The organism is Sorangium sp. So ce321, assembly GCF_051530195.1.
Lineage (GTDB): Bacteria > Myxococcota_A > Polyangia > Polyangiales > Polyangiaceae > Sorangium.
In genome coordinates, this window is the sequence record NZ_CP150329.1 from 4526633 (window position 1) to 4540838 (window position 14206).

9 protein-coding genes are annotated in these 14206 nt (G+C 67.9%); 7 read left to right on the plus strand and 2 right to left on the minus strand.

What is annotated here, in order from left to right; genetic code table 11:
• Window positions 1-63 precede the first annotated feature (63 nt).
• Window positions 64-831, plus strand: coding sequence for a HEAT repeat domain-containing protein (locus WME89_RS17320; RefSeq protein WP_438010237.1), 768 nt, complete (start codon window positions 64-66; stop codon window positions 829-831).
• A gap of 76 nt (window positions 832-907) precedes the next feature.
• Window positions 908-1777, plus strand: coding sequence for a HAMP domain-containing protein (locus WME89_RS17325; protein WP_438010238.1), 870 nt, complete (start codon window positions 908-910; stop codon window positions 1775-1777).
• A gap of 139 nt (window positions 1778-1916) precedes the next feature.
• Here WME89_RS17325 and WME89_RS17330 read toward each other — a convergent pair whose 3' ends face one another.
• Entirely contained in the window at window positions 1917-2240 is a 324-nt protein-coding gene (locus WME89_RS17330) for a YraN family protein (RefSeq protein ID WP_438010239.1), read from the minus strand.
• 295 nt (window positions 2241-2535) lie between these two features.
• Window positions 2536-3372: a hypothetical protein gene (locus WME89_RS17335; RefSeq protein ID WP_438010240.1), complete on the minus strand. Its 837-nt coding sequence runs from the start codon at window positions 3370-3372 to the stop codon at window positions 2536-2538.
• A gap of 631 nt (window positions 3373-4003) precedes the next feature.
• Between WME89_RS17335 and WME89_RS17340 the strand changes: the two genes are divergently transcribed.
• The 5 genes from WME89_RS17340 (at window position 4004) to WME89_RS17360 (ending at window position 13739) form a co-directional block, all read left to right on the plus strand.
• Window positions 4004-5656: a tetratricopeptide repeat protein gene (locus WME89_RS17340; protein WP_437626344.1), complete on the plus strand. Its 1653-nt coding sequence runs from the start codon at window positions 4004-4006 to the stop codon at window positions 5654-5656.
• 91 nt (window positions 5657-5747) lie between these two features.
• Complete coding sequence (locus WME89_RS17345) at window positions 5748-9602, plus strand: hypothetical protein (RefSeq protein ID WP_438010241.1); 3855 nt, start codon at window positions 5748-5750, stop codon at window positions 9600-9602.
• A gap of 11 nt (window positions 9603-9613) precedes the next feature.
• Window positions 9614-11083: a tetratricopeptide repeat protein gene (locus WME89_RS17350; RefSeq protein WP_438010242.1), complete on the plus strand. Its 1470-nt coding sequence runs from the start codon at window positions 9614-9616 to the stop codon at window positions 11081-11083.
• Window positions 11084-11358: 275 nt separating this feature from the next.
• Window positions 11359-11607, plus strand: coding sequence for a hypothetical protein (locus WME89_RS17355; RefSeq protein WP_437626347.1), 249 nt, complete (start codon window positions 11359-11361; stop codon window positions 11605-11607).
• 89 nt (window positions 11608-11696) lie between these two features.
• Window positions 11697-13739 (plus strand): AgmX/PglI C-terminal domain-containing protein, encoded by a 2043-nt coding sequence (locus WME89_RS17360; protein ID WP_437930805.1) that lies wholly within the window; start codon window positions 11697-11699, stop codon window positions 13737-13739.
• Window positions 13740-14206: the final 467 nt, after the last annotated feature.

Consider the following 14206-nt stretch of genomic DNA (forward strand, 5'->3'; position numbering starts at 1 on the left):
ATGCGCCGGCCCTCTCCTGTGCTCGTGTCGCTGGTTGTGACGCTCGTACTCTCGCTGATGCCCATGAGGCTCTACGCGGATCAGCGCACGAGCTACTTCGCCGAGCAGCTCAAGACGAACGAGGACTACCGCGTCCGCACGCAGGCGGCGCTCGCGCTCGGCGCGTCGGGAGACGACGCCGCGACGAAGCCGCTCTGCGACGCGCTCACGGACAGCAACGCGTCCGTCAAGGTCGCGGCGGCCGCGGCGCTCGGCAGGCTCGGCAAGCCCGCGGGGCTCGCGTGCCTGGAGCGGGCCGAGGCCCGCGAGCAGACGCCGGCGGTCAAGTCGCAGATGCAGAAGTCGATCGCGACGCTCTCGGCGGGCGGCGCGAGCGGCGCGGGCGGCGCGGCGACGCCGCCTCCGCCGGGCGCGGACACGAAGTACTACGTGGCGATCGAGGTCACGAACAAGACGGGCCGCCCCGAGGCAGAGATCGACGCCATCGTCCGCTCCGCGATCCAGTCGAAGATCCTCTCGAAGGCCGGCTACGCGGTCGCCCCCAAGGGCGAGACGGCGGCTCAAGGCAAGAAGATTGTGGGCGGCAAGAAGCTGAAGGGCTTCTACCTCCTCGCCACGGTCGAGCCGGCCTTGTACCAGGGCGGCAACCTCACCCAGGTGGTCCGCGTCAGCATGTGGACCTATCCGTCCAAGTCGCTCCAGGGTGAGTTCGCGCCCAAGCTCACGCAGAGCGGCACCCCGAAGAAAGACGTCCAGAGCGAGAACATCCTGATGAAGATGTGCGTCGAGAACGCGGTCGATACCTTCCACAAGGTCGTCGCGTCGCTGTGACGCACCATCGCTGCTCGACATTGGCTTTCCCAGTGCGCCACGACCCTTGTCATCTCCAGCCAGCTTCGAGGATCCCATGAGCGACGCTTCCAGCACGGCCCCGCAGACCTCCGCGCCGGAGGTCAGAGCGCGCTACCAGCGGAGCGCGCGGAACTACCTGATCGATCAGAAATTCCAGCTGAAATACACGGGGTTCCTCGTGGGGATCAGCCTCGTGCTCTCGGTGGCGCTCGGGATCCTCCTCTGGAACGCCAGCTCGAAGATCATCGAGCAGAGCCGCAGCGCCGTGCAGCAGGGGCAAGAGACGGTCCGGCAGGGTCAGGAGACCGTCAAGCGCGGCCAGGAGGTGCTCGTCCAGAGCCGGCGCGTCAGCGAGGTCGTCGCGATGAACATCGCGAAGGAGTACAAGGACGACCCCGAGCTCGCGAAGACGTTCGGCGAGGCGGCGCAGCGCGACGAGAGCAAGCTCAAGGACGAGCAGGCGCGGCTCGAGCGCGACGCGGCGACGTTCCAGCAGCGCGCCGAGGCGCTCGGGCGGCAGGCCGCCGACGTCGCGCACAACCAGCAGATGCTGCTCCGCCTGATCGTCGCGCTCCTGTCGTTGCTCGTCCTCGGCGTCGGCGTCGCGGGCATCGTCTTCACGCACAAGATCGCCGGCCCGATCTTCAAGATGAAGCGGCTGCTCCGCCAGGTCGGCGAGGGCAAGCTGGTCGTGCGCGAGCGGCTGCGGAAGGGCGACGAGCTCCAGCACTTCTTCGAGGCGTTCGAGAAGATGGTCGAGGACCTGAGGGCGCGCCAGCAGTCGAAGATCGCCAAGATGGATGCGGTCCTCGAGAAGCTCGAGTCGGACGCGCGCGCCCAGAGCGGCTCGCGGGAGATCGATCCCGAGGGCCTCGCGCAGCTCAAGCGCCTCCGGAGCGAGATGCAAGAGCAGCTCGACGTATGACCTGCCCGCGCGCGGCCCCGGCGGCTGCGCGCCCGGTCGAGCTGCCGTCGCAGCAGCTCGCAGCCGATCCGAGATCAACCCGAAGGTTCAGAGCGAACGCGCCGCTCCTCGCCGCGCGGCTCGCCCCCAGGCGCTGGCGCTAGAACGCGGCCTTCACGATCTCGATCTCGACCTCGCCGGTCGGCAGAAACGTCACCGACGCGGCGTCGAAGCGCATCCGCTCCACGCCGCGCACGCGCGAGAAGCGGGCGCGCCAGAGCTGCTCTCCCGCCCGCCGCACGCGGGCGCGCTTGCTCGCGTCGATGCTGTCGAGGGCGCGAACGTACGAGCCAGCGCCGCGCGTGCGCACCTCGATGATCGCGATCACCGGGCCGTCTCGCGCGATCACGTCGATCTCCAGCCGCCCGACGCGCGCGTTGCGCGCGATGACCTCGATCCCCTGCGCCGCGAGATGGGCGACCACGGCCGCCTCCGCGCGCGCCCCGAGCGCCCTCCGCGCGTGCCCCGCCGCTGCCGCCGTCGCTGGGCGGCCCGCCGCCGCCGCCGTCGTTGACAGAGCGCCATGCGCGCCGCCGCGGGCCGCGGCGCCGTCGCCCTCGCCGATCCCGAGGGTCGGCGGAGGCTCGGCGCGCGCCGCGCGCCTGGCGCGCAGGCCTTCAAGTGAGGTTGAGTCGTCGCTGGAAGGTACGGAGCTGCCGGCCTGTTCGGCCGGCGCTCGTCGAGGGCTGCGCGAGGCGCGGCGGCCCGTCACCCGATTCCTACGGGTTGCCTTCGCACTGTTCCGAGTTGTAGCGGCCCTGCACCTTGCCGCAGGCCTGCTCGCCCGTGAACTCCGAGCCCTGCTTGATGCAGTACTTGCCGGTGATGTTCGGGTCGCCGAGGCCGACGTTCGGACGGATCTCCGAGCAGGTGAAGCCCTGCGGGCACTCGCAGAAGTTGAAGTTCGGGTCCTCCGCCTCTCCCTCGGCCACGCCGCACCGGCAGGAGCAGTACACCGCCTGCTCCGCGTTTCGGTCCGAGTCGCCGGCGCACTGGCCGCACACGGGCGACGCGACGGGATCCTCGGTCCCCGGCACGCAGCAGGCCTTGCCCTCGTTCTCCTCTGCGGACTTGGTCGGGTCCTGGCAGCCGGTGATGTTGTCGCGGCAGAGGTGCAGCTGGCACACGCCTCCCCTGCAGCTCCAGTTGGTGGGGCAGTCCTGGTCGCCGCTGCACCGGCAGAAGCCGCCTGCCTCATCGCAATCGCCGCTGAGGCACTGCGCGTCGCCATCGCAGTCGGGCGCATACGTTCCCGACAGCTGGCAGCTCGTGCACGTGCCGGGCTGGTCGGGGTTACAGGGCGGAGGTGCCTCCTGACCGAGCGGGCAGCTCACGCGCCCCTGGAAGTGGTTCACCAGGCAGATCCGCGTCTGGCACTGGAAGGACCGCGATTCGATGTTCTCTTCCGTCACCTTGAAGCCAGCGAACTGCGGATCGTACTCGTCTTCGGGCAGGCACGGGTCGCCCACGCCGCCGCTTTCACACGCGGAGGGCAGGCTCGCCATAGCGACGACGCTGAGCAGGCCGAGCAGGCCGGACAGAATGGAACGGGTCATCAGAACGTGCTCCTTCGGCGGCGGTGCGCGCCATCGCCTCGGCAGAGGCGCGCGGACGGGAGGCAAGAAAACGCTCAAGTCGAGGTGCTCAAAGGCACAACGTCAGCGGTTGGACCCTAGACGAAGGGCGCCTGGACCGTCAACAGCCGGATGGGGCGCGCCACCGCCGAGGTGCGTCGGCCGCCGGCGTGGACCGTTCGACCCCGTGCTCGTCGCGCCCTTGGCAGCGGTCGGTCACGCAGCCGGCGTGACGCGCCGGCGTGGCGCGCTCGTTACGGAAGCGCCCGCGCATCGGTTCAATAATTCCACCGTCGACTCCTACGCAGTGCGCCACCCCAAGCTCGACGCGGCGACCGGTGTCTGAGGGCGGGAATGTAGAGCAAGCCGCCGGCTGGCATCGCTTGACAAGCCGCGCGCCACAATCCTACCATCCCCGGCCACACGCAAGTATCCGTTGATTCTCATTGAACTTTTTGGTTCTCGACCGAGTTGCCTCGGGGGTCTACGGCGCGCGCTTCCCGTGTGTGGAGCCGCGAACGGGGCGAAGGGGCCACGATCTTTACGTCGCCGAAAGCGAGGAACGACGATGCGGAACCGGCTGGCGAGTATCTGCCTTGTAGCTTCTGCCCTGTTGCTTTCCCCCGCCGTGGGGCACGCGCAGGCCGGCAAGGGTAAGCCCGGCGCGGCTGAGAAGGCGGACGCCAATGGGGGCAAGAAGCCCATCAACCTCGACGAGGATGCGGGCCCCGTGACCGCGGGCCAGATGACCGAGGAAGCAGCGCAGGGCAAGCGGCTGTTCGACAGCGAGCGGTGGAGCGACGCCGCGCTGCAGCTGAAGCGCGTCGTCGACGGCGACACCGGCGACGACGAGGGCAACCGGCAGATCGCGCAGTACCACCTCGCGATCGCGCTGTACCGCCTGCAGTTCTACCAGGCGAGCTACGCGATCTTCTCGCAGATCGCCGACAAGCCGAACCACCTCAAGTTCAACGAGACGCTCCTCTGGCTGTCCAAGCTCGCGACGCAGCTCCCGGAGCCGGCGGACATCATCGAGCGCGTCGGCAAGTACAAGACCGAGCAGGTCGCGCGGTTCAACAACCCCCAGCAGCGCGACCTCTACTGGCAGCTCAACTACCTGCTCGGCCGCTACAAGTACCGCAACCGGAACTACGAGGAGGCCATCAGCCTCTTCGCCAAGGTCGACCCCAACAGCAAGTACTACGTCCAGGCCCAGTTCTTCAGCGGCATCTCGTACGTGCAGCTGCGCAAGTCGGTGCCGGCGGTCAAGTCGTTCCAGCGCATCGTCCAGGCGATCGACGACGGCGTCGAGGGCGTCGAGGACGAGGCGCGCATGCGCGACCTCGCGTTCCTCTCGATGGCGCGGACCTACTACTCCGCCTCTGTCCGCCTCGACGACAACAACGTCCCGACGATCGACGCCGCGAAGCTCTCGGCCGCGGTCAAGTACTGGAACCGCGTCGACGTCGCGAGCGAGTACTGGCTGGACAGCCTCTTCGAGCAGTCCTGGGCGTACTTCATGGCCGGGCTGTACCCGCAGGCCCTCGGCAACATCCACACGATCGAGTCGCCCTACTTCCCGAACTCGTTCTATCCCGAGGCCGACATCCTGAAGGCCGTCGTCTCGTTCACGATCTGCCAGTACGGCGACGCGACCATCACCGTCGCGAAGATGAAGAAGAAGTACGAGCCGATCAAGAAGGAGCTCGAGGCGATCCTGAACCGCTTCCAGGGGGAGGGGAACGAGGAGCGCTTCTTCCAGTTCCTGAAGGACGTGGGCGCCGGCAAGGCCCAGCTCTCGCCGACGGTCCGCCCGATCGTCGAGAACGCGCTCTCGGACCGCCAGCTCCGCCGCAACATGGAGTACGTGCGCGTGCTCGACGACGAGGCGCAGCGGTTCAAGAAGGCGCCCGCGAACTTCCGCAACTCTCCGGTGGGCAGCGAGGTGACCGACGCCCTCGAGTTCGCGCGGAGCCTCGCGGTCCGGAACGCCGGCACGCTCGGCCGGGAGCGCTACCAGCGCAACCTCGATGAGCTCAACGAGCACCTCCGCGACTCGTCGAAGATCCTCATCGACATCACCGCGGCCGAGCGGAACAAGCTCGATCAGCAGGTCGTCAGCGGCCAGCTGTCGAAGGAAGACGCCCTCACCTACGGCGTCGTCAAGCCCGACGACGAGCACGTGCTCTGGCCGTTCGACGGCGAGTACTGGCGCGATGAGCTGGGCTTCTACCGGCAGGTCGTGACGTCGAAATGCAGCAAGTGAGAGGTTTCCTCATGGTTCGCCCCGCGGCCAGAGTGCGCGGGGCAGACAGCGCTTCCTCACGGGGGTCCGTGGCGGAGGGACGGAGATGGAGATGAAGCAGTCGAAGTTCAGTGTACTGCATGCGCTCCGCGCGGCGGCAGGCACGTTGGCCGTGGCGGCATGCGCGGCCACGGCGAGCCCCGCGACCGCGGCCGACGCGTGCATCACGCAGCCGGCGAAGGACGCGATCGCCGCCTGTCCGGGCGGCAAGCTCCAGGTGTCGGCCGGCAAGAAGCCGCAGGTCAGCTTCAAGTCGGCCCCCACCGGGATCAACCTGAAGAAGCGTGACGACCTCACGAAGCCGGCCAACCCGACCGCCTCACAGGCCTCGGCGCAGCGCGACGAGCGGCGGAACCGGCTCGCCCCGAAGGTGAGGAGCCTGCTGATCACGGAGATCCAGGGCCTCGAGGGCCTGTACGCCTCGACGCCGAAGAACGCGCCGGATCGGCCGAAGCTGATGCGGCGCCTCGCCGAGGGCTACGTCGAGCTCGAGTCGGCGGCCTTCCGTGACAAGACCGAGGGGCAGATCAAGGCCGACGAGGCCAAGCGGAAGAACCCGAAGGCGGTCGCCGGCCTGCGGGCGGAGATCGGCAAGGCCGACAAGATCCTCGCCGCCGCGCGCAAGAGCGCGATCAAGTACTACACGCAGCTCAAGACGCAGTACCCGAAGTACTGCCAGAGCACCAACGCGGCCGACCCCGCGAAGAGCACGGGCTGCACGGACGAGGTGCTCTACTACCTCGCCTACGAGTACGAGCAGGCGCAGCAGCTCGAGGACGCGCGCAAGGTCTACTTCGAGCTCATCAAGAACTGGCCCAACTCGAAGTACATCCCGAACGCGTACCTCGCGTTCGGCGAGCTCTTCTTCAACGAGGCGCAGGGCGACCCGTCCAAGTGGGACCTCGCCGAGCAGTCGTACGTCAAGGTCACCCAGTACCCGCCGCCCGAGAACAAGGTCTGGGGCTACGCCCACTACAAGCTCGGGTACGTCTACTGGAACAAGGGTGACTTCGCCCGCGCCATCAGCGAGTTCAAGAAGACGATCGAGTACGGCCAGCAGTACCAGCAGATGCCGAACGCCGCCCAGCTCGCGGTCTCGGCGCGGCGCGACATCGTCCCGGTCTACGCGCTCGCCGGCGATCCGCGGAAGTCGCACGACTTCCTCCGGCCGCTCAGCGGCGACGCGAGCGGCAGCTCCGAGAAGACGTTCAAGATGATGGACGACCTCGGGCAGAACTACCTCGACACCGGTCATTACAAGGAGGGCATCGAGCTCTACACCGACCTGATGACCCGCGATCGTGGCCCGAGGTACTGCGTGTACCAGGGGCACATCGCCGAGGCGACGCTCGCCATGAAGTCTGGCAACAAGGACCAGATCATGGGCGAGCTCGGGCGCCAGCTCGACGTCCACAACAAGTTCCAGGGCGAGGGGCACCCGGCGGACGCCAAGCTGAAGTGCTCGAACATCACCGCCGGTCTGCTGACCGAGACGGCGATGGCCTGGCACCTCGAGGCGGTGGGCTCCGGCGGCGTGCGCGGCACCGGCGACAAGAAGACGATGCAGCTCGCCGCGCAGCTCTACGACAAGGTCGTCAACAACTTCAAGCAGGAGCAGTTCGCCAAGTTCGAGTTCCCCCGCATCCTGAAGGAGGACTGGCCGAACATCTTCAAGATCAAGTACGCCATGGCCGACCTTCTGTACTTCCAGAAGGACTGGGCCAAGTGCGGCCCCGCCTTCGACTCGGTCGTGGCGGAGGACCCGAACGGCCCCCAGGCCCCGGAGGCCGCGTACGCCTCGGTGCTCTGCTACCAGAACATCTACACCGAGACGCACAAGGACGGCTCTGACAAGAAGGGCTCCGGCAACCTCCCCGACCCGGGGACGGGCAAGAAGGGCGAGAAGGACAAGAAGGCGGAGAAGGCGAAGTTCCTGCCCAAGGACTTCAGCGAGAGCCAGAAGGGCATGATCACCGCCTTCAACCGCTACGTCTGCTACATCAAGCCCGCCGCGAACGACAAGGAGGCGCAGGAGCAGTACGTCGAGGTGAAGTACGCGCGTGGCCGCACGTACTTCGAGGCGCAGCACTGGGAGGAGGCCGCGCTCGCGTTCCGCGACGTGGCGCTGAACCACGCCGACAAGGAAGTCGGCATCTACGCGTCGCAGCTCTACCTCGAGTCGCTCAACGTCCTCGGCGCGAACATGGACCCGCCGCGTCCGTCTTGTTACGACGACATGGCCGCGGACGTGCCCAAGTTCATCGACCTCTACTGCAAGGGCGGCAAGGAGAAGGAGAACGCCGAGCAGTGCGGGATCCTGATCCGCATCCAGCGCGACATCGAGCGCCTGCGCGCCCAGAAGCTCGTCGAGGCGGCGGACGCGGCCGGCGGCGTCGAGGCCCTCAGGAACTACGAGAAGGCCGCCGTCGCGTACATGGACATGTGGAAGAAGTACGGCGAGGCCGCCTGCGAGGCCAAGCAGCCCGCCTGCGAGAAGAGCGAGGAGGTCCTCTACAACGCCGCGAAGGCGTTCCAGGCCGCCCGCCTCATCGCCAAGTCGATCGCGGCGCGCAAGATCCTGCTCGACCCGCGGTACAACCTCCACAACACCGAGCTGGCGAAGACGTCGATCTACGAGATCGGCGGCAACTACCAGGCGATCGCGGTCTATGACGAGGCGGCGAACTGGTACGAGCGCTACGCTCGCGAGAACCCGAAGGGGGAGAAGGCCGCGGAGGCGCTCCAGGACTCGGTCGTGCTGCGGCTCGGCCTTGGCCAGGAGGACCAGGCCATCAAGGACGCCGACCTCTTCAACAAGAACTACGGCAAGGCGAAGCCGGCGCAGACCGCGCAGATCGCGTTCGCGATCGGCGCGCACTACATCGACCGCGAGGACTGGGATCAGGCGCGCCGGCGGCTGTCGACGGCGATGCCGCAGATCGACCGCAACGCGACGTTCGACGTCCAGGTGCAGGCGCACGCGATGTACGCGCGCGTGCTGCTCCAGACGAAGAGCGTGACCCCGGCGAACGGCGAGTACAACAAGGTCCGAGGCTACTGGAAGGACCCGGCGGCCGCGCTGAAGAAGATCGACGCGATCGGCGGCGAGGAGCCGGAGAAGCTGCGCCGGCTCGGCAAGGTGCTGACCGCAGTGGGCGAGGCCTACTTCCACTTCGCCGAGCAGAAGCGGAAGGACGTCGATAAGATCAAGTTCCCCGAGTACAAGGGCGCCGGGAACCGCGAGGACGTCCTCAAGCACATCAACACCAAGGTCGCCGACTGGGTGAAGAAGAAGCGCCCGGCGATCGAGGCGGCCGACGCGGAGTACCAGAAGATCCTCAAGCTGGAGCCGACGCCTCCGCCGCGATGGGTCATCGCCGCCGGCGCGCGCGTCGGTCAGATGTGGGGCAAGTTCGTCGCCGAGTTCCGGGCCGCGCCGATCCCGAAGGAGTGGAAGGGCCACGGCGTGGTGCCGGGCACCGACGTCTCGTACGACGAGATCCGGGGCGAGTACTACTCGCGCCTGGACGAGGCGAGCGAGCCGCAGAAGCAGATGGCGAAGGGCGCGTTCAAGACCTGCCTCGACCTGTCCGTGAAGTACCAGTACTTCGACGATTACTCGCGTACCTGCGAGGTGTGGCTCTCGAAGAACTACGGCGCCGAGTACCACCTCATCGACGAATTCCGCGGCTCGCCGTCGCGCGTCAACTCCGGCCTGAGCGATCGCCCGGCACCGCTGAATCTCGACGGGACCCCCTTCCGCGAGGCGCTGACGGTCGCTGACAAGCCGGCTGCCAGCAAGGACAAGGAAGAGGCCGACGACAAGACGAAGGAAACGCCGGCGGCGTCCGGCGGCTCCAAAGAAGGCTCGGCGCTCGATCGGGCCACGACCCGACCCAAGAAGTGATGGAGCGAAACATGAGAAGCATCACCTCAATGGTAGCGGTCGCGGCGCTCCTTCTGGCCGCGACGGGTTGTGGCGGCGGAAGCTCCGGCGGCACGGCTCGCGCGGCGAAGGATCCGACGACCGGCAAGGCGATCACCGACAGCAAGGGGAACGCGGTGTCGGTCGAGGCGGCCAACAAGTTCAAGACCGCCATGGAGACCATGGTCCAGCACGACAAGGCTGGGGATTGGTCCGAGGCGACTTGCAGCTCGACGGCGCAGCTGTTCCTCGACGCGGCGGATGAGCAAGGGGACGCGACGTTCGCCGAGGCCATCTACAACGCGGGGCTCGCGTACCAGCGTTGCAAGAAGGACTCGGAAGCGAAGAAGTACTTCCAGCAGGCGCTCCAGAAGAACCCGAAGTTCCACCCGGCGCGTGTCCAGGTGGCGCTCTACAACCTGGCCGAGTCGGGCGAGCGGAACATCGACGCGGCGATCAGCGAGATGCGCCAGGCCGCCGTCGTCGACGCCCAGTACAAGAACGTCGAGGCGCTCGTGCACCTCGCGCTCCTGTACATGAAGCGCGGCAACCAGGTCGCCGACAGCGATGGCCCCAACGACTTCCAGCGCGCGAAGCGGTACATCCAGAGCGCGCTGGCCGTCGATGACGCCTTCATGCCGGCGTTCAACCAGCTCGCCATCTACTACCTGGAGACGGCGAAGCAGAAGGCCGGCAGGAAGTCGGGCAAGGCGGTCGCGACCAACGTCAGCAAGCAGAAGAAGGTCGACACGCAGGCGCTGGAGCTCGCCGCGCTGGTCTGCTCCCAGGCCATCCGCAAGAACCCGAACTACGCGCCGATCCACAACACCGCGGGGATGATCCAGGTCGAGCTCGCGAACCTGAACGGCGCCGTGCAGGAGTTCAACACGGCGAGGCGGCTCGACCCGACCTTCTACGAAGCGCAGATGAACTACGCGGCGGTGAACCTGTCGTTCCGCGGGTTCAAGCAGGCGGAGGAGGCGTACCGCGCGGCCCTGAAGATGCGTCCGAACGACTACGACGCTCACCTGGGCCTCGCGCTCGCCCTGCGCGGTCAGATCGACGACTCGAACTTCGACAGCCTGGTGGCGGCCGCCAGCGCGGAGCTCGACGCCGCGAAGAAGCTCGCCCCCGAGCGCCCCGAGACCTACTACAACGAGGCGATCCTCACCCAGGAGTACAAGGCGAAGTCGGGCGGCAAGTCCGCCGAGGGCGCCCTCCAGTCGGCGAAGGGTCTGTTCGGTCAGTTCATCCAGAAGGCGGGCTCCACGGCCGAGTTCGCTGACGCGGTGAAGCGGTCGAAGGAGCGCATGGAGGAGATCGACCAGATCATCGCCTTCAACAAGCAGACCGAGGCCGAGCGCAAGGCGTCCGAGGCCGACATGAAGACCAAGGAAGCGGAGCAGGAGGCCGCTGCCGGGAGCGAGGGCGAAGGGGCCGAAGGGGCGACTCCGGCTCCCTAGGCAGCCGCGGAGCCCGTCCCCTGGTGCTGTCGGACGAGCCCCCTTCTCTCGCCACACGAAGGAGAGGGGGGCTCGTCACTTTCGTCGCATCGCTCTGGGAACCTTGGGTTGGTTCTGTTGTCGAGGTGAGCGTGGGTCGTGCTCTCTGTCGCCTCGATGACATGCGAAGCTGGTTGACCGGCCGCCGCGTAAGGCGGTACAATGACACTGTAACGGCGTCGAAACATTTCGAGGAGGCTGGAATGAGAGGGTTGACCCGATTGGGTGCGGGAGTCGTGGCTGCCGTTCTTATGAGCGTGGTCGCCTCATCGGCGGTCGCGCAGGAGGCGGCTCCGGCCGGCGGTGGTGGCGGGAAGAAGGATGAGGGCTACGGCTACGAGTTCTCCGACGATCCGCTGAACGCCGGTGGGTTCGGCCCCAACGACGCCACCATCCGCGTGCGGCCCGGCCCGGTCCGGACGACGCTGATCCGGCCCCGCACCTCGTTCGTTCCGGAGATGCTCAAGTCGGTCGAGAACCTCTGATGTGCCGGGCAGGTTGTCACCTGCCCTATCGATTTATCCCCCGGTGCTGGGGGCATGCGCCGCGGGGCGCATAGGGAAGGCTGGCGGAGATGGAAGGCAAGCAAAGGGTCGCTCTCACATTTGCGCTCTACCAAAACGAAGCGCTCGTCCGTCGGGAGACGATCACGCAGGATATCGTCAAGGTAGGCAAGGACGCGAAGAGCCATCTGCGTGTCGATGACGAGCTTGCCTCGCGCATGCACGCGGTCATCGAGGTCGCCTCCCCGCAGGACATCACGCTCATCGATCTCGGCAACGAGCCGGGGACGATGGTGAACGGGGCGCGCGTCAACAAGTGCAAGATCAGCCCAGGCGATCAGCTCCAGATCGGCGGCACGAAGATCATGCTGGAGCGCGCCGAGCCGGTGGCCGTCGCCGCGGCGGCGGGCCCTGCGAAGCCGGTGCCCGCGAATCCGTTCGCCGCGGCGCCCGGCAACCCGTTCGCCGCCGCCGCCCCGGCGAACCCGTTCGCCGCCGCCGCCCCGGCGAACCCGTTCGCCGCGACCGCCGCGAGCGGGGCCGACCCGTTTGCGTACAACAACCCGTTCGCGCAGTCGGCGCCCGCCGTCGACGAGGTGCCCCCGGACGCGCCGGAGGGCTCCTACACGTACACGCTCGTGAAGAACGGGCCGGACGTGCCGAGCGAGGAGGTCGAGGTCCCCGCGGCTTCGGTCGAGGTGATGATCCTGTGGGACGCGGCCGTCCTGCACGTCGAGCACCTCACCCCGCCGCGCTCCTTCTACGTGGGCGAGGAGGAGGGCAAGAACTTCAAGTGTGACTACTTCATCCCGTCGGAGAAGCTCGGCACGACGCGGGCGCCGATCGTCCTCGCGGACCGCTCCGGCTCGGTCTCCGTGGTGCTCCTCCCCCGCGCGACCGGGACGATCGAGATCCCGGGGCAGCCGAAGCTGACGGTGCAGCAGGCGATCGACCAGGGCCGCGCACAGCCGTGCTCCGAGCTCTCGGGCGCCTACCAGATGGCGCTGCCTTCCGGTGCCAAGGCGAAGGTCGAGCTCGACGGCATCGTCTTCCAGGTGTCCGCCGTGAACGCGGGCCGCGTTGTGGCTGGCCACTTCCAGGTGGACACGCAGGGCCTGCTGTACACCGGCCTCTCGATGGCGGTGCACCTCGGCCTGCTCGCGGCGATGGCCTTCTTCATGCCGCCGCTCGGCGACACGGGCGAGGACGGGATCTCCGCGGATCAGCAGTTCCTCATCCAGCAGTACCTCGCGGCGGCCGCCGAGAAGGAGATGGAGGAGAAGGAGACCGAGCAGGTCGCCGAGAACGCCGCGGACAACAAGGAGGGCGGCACCGGCACGCGCGCCAAGGGTGAAGAGGGTTCGATGGGCAACCCGAACACCAAGGCCACCGGCAACCGCTACGGCGTCCAGGGCCCGGCCGACAACCCCGATCCGCACATCGCCCGTCAGGCGGCGCTGCGCGACGCCGCGGAGTTCGGCATGATCGGCCTGCTCAACGCCGGCGCCGGCGGCGATCCCAACGCCCCGACGGCGCCGTGGGGACGTGACGATTCGCTCGGTAACGATGCGCTGAGCGCCCGCGGCAATATGTGGGGCGACCAGATCGGTGACTCGTTCGGCGCCGGCGGCCTCGGCCTCTCCGGCATCGGCGAGGGCGGCGGCGGTCGTGGCGAGGGCATCGGTCTCGGCTCGATCGGCACCATCGGGCACGGCGCCGGCACCGGCACCGGCCAGGGCTTTGGCTCCGGCCACGGACGTCTCGGCGGGTCGCATCGCACCAAGCCGCCTCAGGTGCGCATGGGTGCGACGAGCGTGAGCGGCCGTCTGCCGCCTGAGGTCATCCAGCGTATCGTGCGCCAGAACTTCGGTAGGTTCCGGCTCTGCTACGAAAACGGCCTCAGGAACAACCCGAACCTCCAGGGCCGCGTGGCGGTGCGCTTCGTCATCGGGCGCGACGGCGCGGTGTCCAACGTCGGTAACGGCGGCTCGGACCTGCCCGACAACGGCGTGGTCTCCTGCGTGGTGCGGGCCTTCTACGGCCTCTCGTTCCCGCAGCCCGAGGGCGGTATCGTCACCGTCGTCTACCCGATCATGCTCAGCCCTGGCGGCTGAGCTCGCTGCACAGCTCGGCTCGACCGAACGCCCCGCACGGACAGTGCGGGGCGTTCGCCGTTTCAGCGCTGGATGCGGCCTGAGCCGCGGGCGCGCCCGACGTCCGCGGTCATCGCGGGGTCGTGGGCAGCGGGGTCGACCAGGTCGGCGCGCGTCGCGGCGGGGGAGGGCGTGGGGCCTCGCCTGAAGGCCGCGCAGACCGGCGCAGGAGCGGGATCTGAAGGCCTGGACTTCCGCGGTTGCCTCCGCCTATTCTCGCGACGCCGCGCGAGGTTGAACGCGCGCCACCTCAGGACGCTTGTGACGGTGCCACACGGAGCGGCGCAGCCGTCTCCGGATTGCTGACGGAGCGGCGCAGCCGTTTCCGGGATTGCGGACGGAGCGGCGTAGCCGTCTCCGGATTGCTGACGGAGCGGCGTAGCCGTCTCCGGATTGCTGACGGAGCGGCGCAGCCGGCTCCGGATTGC